We start from the raw sequence: 2744 nt of genomic DNA on the forward strand, positions 1-2744 counted from the left end.
CCCGGCAGCTGCCCGATCTGCGGCATGGCGCTGGAGCCGGAAGTGGCGAGCCTGGAGACCGGCCCCAATCCCGAGCTCGCCGACATGACACGGCGATTCTGGATCGGCGGCGCGCTGGCGCTGCCGCCGGTGGTGCTGGAGATGGGCGGCCATCTCGCGGGCCCGCACAACTGGATCGATGCGACGCTGTCGAACTGGATCCAGCTCGTCTTCGCCACACCCGTGGTGCTGTGGGCCGGCTGGCCGTTCTTCGTCCGCGGCTGGCAGTCGCTGGTGACGCGCAACCTCAACATGTTCACGCTGATCGCGATGGGCACCGGCGTCGCTTACGTCTACAGCGTCATCGGCACGGTCGTGCCGCAGATCTTCCCGGACACCTTCCGCGGCCATGGCGGCGCGGTGGCCATCTATTTCGAGGCGGCTGCCGTCATCACCGTGCTGGTGCTGCTCGGCCAGGTGCTGGAGCTGCGCGCCCGCGATGCGACGTCGGGCGCGATCAAGGCGCTGTTGCAGCTCGCGCCAAAGACCGCGCGCCGCGTCGGGCCTGATGGCAGCGAGCACGAGGTCGAGATCGATACGCTTCATGCCGGCGAGCATTTGCGCGTTCGCCCGGGCGAGAAGGTGCCGGTCGACGGCGTCATCCTGGAGGGACGCTCCTCGCTCGACGAGTCGCTCGTGACGGGCGAATCCATGCCGGTCACCAAGGAAACCGGCGCAAAGGTCATCGCCGGCACGCTCAACCAGTCCGGCAGCTTCATCATGCGTGCCGACAAGGTCGGGCGGGACACGCTGCTGTCGCAGATCGTGCAGATGGTCGCCGATGCGCAGCGCTCGCGCGCACCGATCCAGCGCCTGGCCGACCAGGTCGCCGGCTGGTTCGTGCCCGCCGTCATCGTCGTCGCCCTCGCCGCCTTCGCGGCCTGGGCCTGGTTCGGGCCGGAGCCGCGGCTGGCCTTCGGCCTGGTCGCCGCCGTCAGCGTGCTGATCATCGCCTGCCCCTGTGCGCTCGGGCTCGCGACCCCGATGTCGATCATGGTCGGCGTCGGCCGCGGCGCGCAGGCTGGCGTCCTGATCAAGAACGCCGAAGCGCTGGAGCGGATGGAGAAGATCGACACGCTGGTGGTCGACAAGACCGGCACGCTGACCGAGGGCAAGCCCAAGGTCGTCGCGATCGTGCCGGCTTCCGGCTTTGCTGACGACGACATTCTCCGCTGGGCGGCCAGCGTCGAGCGCGCCAGCGAACATCCGCTGGCCGACGCCATCATGCGCGCGGCCAGGGAGAAGCAGCTCACACTCGGCCAGGTCGAGCAGTTCGATTCGCCGACAGGCAAGGGCGCGACCGGCAAGGTCGACGGCAAGACCATCGTGCTCGGCAATGCGCGATATCTGTCGTCGATCGGGATCGACACCAAGACGCTCGACACCGAGGCCGAACGGCTGCGTGGCGATGGCGCAACGGTCATCAACATGGCCGTCGATGGCCGGCTCGCCGGCCTGTTCGCGATCGCTGATCCGGTCAAGGCCTCGACGCCCGAGGCGCTGAAGGCCCTCGCCGCCGAGGGCATCAAGGTGATCATGCTGACCGGCGACAACCGCACCACGGCGCAAGCGGTGGCGCGCCGGCTCGGCATCGCCGAGGTCGAGGCCGAGGTGCTGCCGGACCAGAAGAGCGCCGTGGTGACGAAGCTGCAAAAGGCCGGCCGCAGCGTCGCGATGGCCGGCGACGGCGTCAACGACGCTCCGGCACTGGCGGCCGCGGAAGTCGGCAYCGCCATGGGCACCGGCACCGACGTGGCGATGGAGAGCGCCGGCGTCACCCTGCTCAAAGGCGACCTGGTCGGCATCGTGCGCGCGCGAAAACTGTCTCAGGCGACGATGAGCAACATCCGCCAGAACCTGTTCTTCGCCTTCATCTACAACGCCGCCGGCATTCCGATCGCGGCCGGCATCCTCTATCCGACCTTCGGCGTCCTGCTGTCGCCGATCATCGCCGCGGCGGCGATGGCGCTGTCCTCGGTGAGCGTGGTCGGCAATGCGCTGCGGCTTCGTGCGACCCGGCTGTGAGGGCGTACTCCCTCTCCCCGTTCTTACGGGGAGAGGGTTGGGTTGCGGGGCTGCCGCCACGTAATCGGTAAGAGACGGACTCGCGGAGAGTCCCCCTCACCCGGAATTCAAGCTAGGCTTGAATTCCGACCTCTTCCCGCAAGCGGGGCGAGGTAAGAAGAGCGATATCCGCGGAGAGGACCTGATGCAGCGAATTACGATCACGATCGAGGACGATCTGCTGGCGGAGATCGATACCGCGGCGGAGGCGCGCGGCTACCAGAACCGCTCCGAGATCATCCGCGACCTCGCGCGCGCCGGGCTGCAACAGACGACAGAGGATACCGCGCAGACCGGCCCCTGCGTCGCCGGCCTCGTCTATGTCTACGACCACGCCGCCCGCGATCTCTCAAAGCGCCTGGTGCAGGAATTCCACGGCCATCACGACCTCGCGCTGGCGACGCTGCACGTCCATCTCGACGACAACAATTGCATGGAGATGACGGCGCTGCGCGGCGCGGCGGATGAGGTCAGGCATTTCGCCGATCACATCATCGCCGAACGCGGCGTGCGCTACGGGCGTGTGGTGATGATCCCGACGGCGGAAGGGAAACAGGCGAAGGTGCGGAAGCATGCGCACCGGCATGACTGATACTTCTCCCTCTCCCCGCTTGCGGGGAGAGGGTTGGGGTGAGGAGGAG

Annotated in this window: 2 protein-coding genes; both read left to right on the top strand. The window is 67.9% G+C overall.

Annotated features, from left to right (window positions below; all coding sequences use genetic code 11):
• Positions 1-2064 (top strand): copper-transporting P-type ATPase (locus tag AC1D00_RS35260; RefSeq protein ID WP_477013847.1); only part of this gene is annotated, 2064 nt, incomplete at its 5' end.
• Between the two features lie 184 nt (positions 2065-2248).
• Positions 2249-2695 (top strand): nickel-responsive transcriptional regulator NikR, encoded by a 447-nt coding sequence (gene nikR / locus AC1D00_RS35265; RefSeq protein ID WP_477013848.1) that lies wholly within the window; start codon positions 2249-2251, stop codon positions 2693-2695.
• The last annotated feature ends 49 nt before the right edge of the window (positions 2696-2744 follow it).

Source organism: Bradyrhizobium sp. P2_E8 (genome assembly GCF_056403875.1).

What these genes read in the sequence shown, in the direction of transcription:
- nikR (WP_477013848.1), top strand. Translation starts at nt 2,249, where the DNA reads ATGCAGCGAATTACGATCACGATCGAGGACGATCTGCTGGCGGAGATC.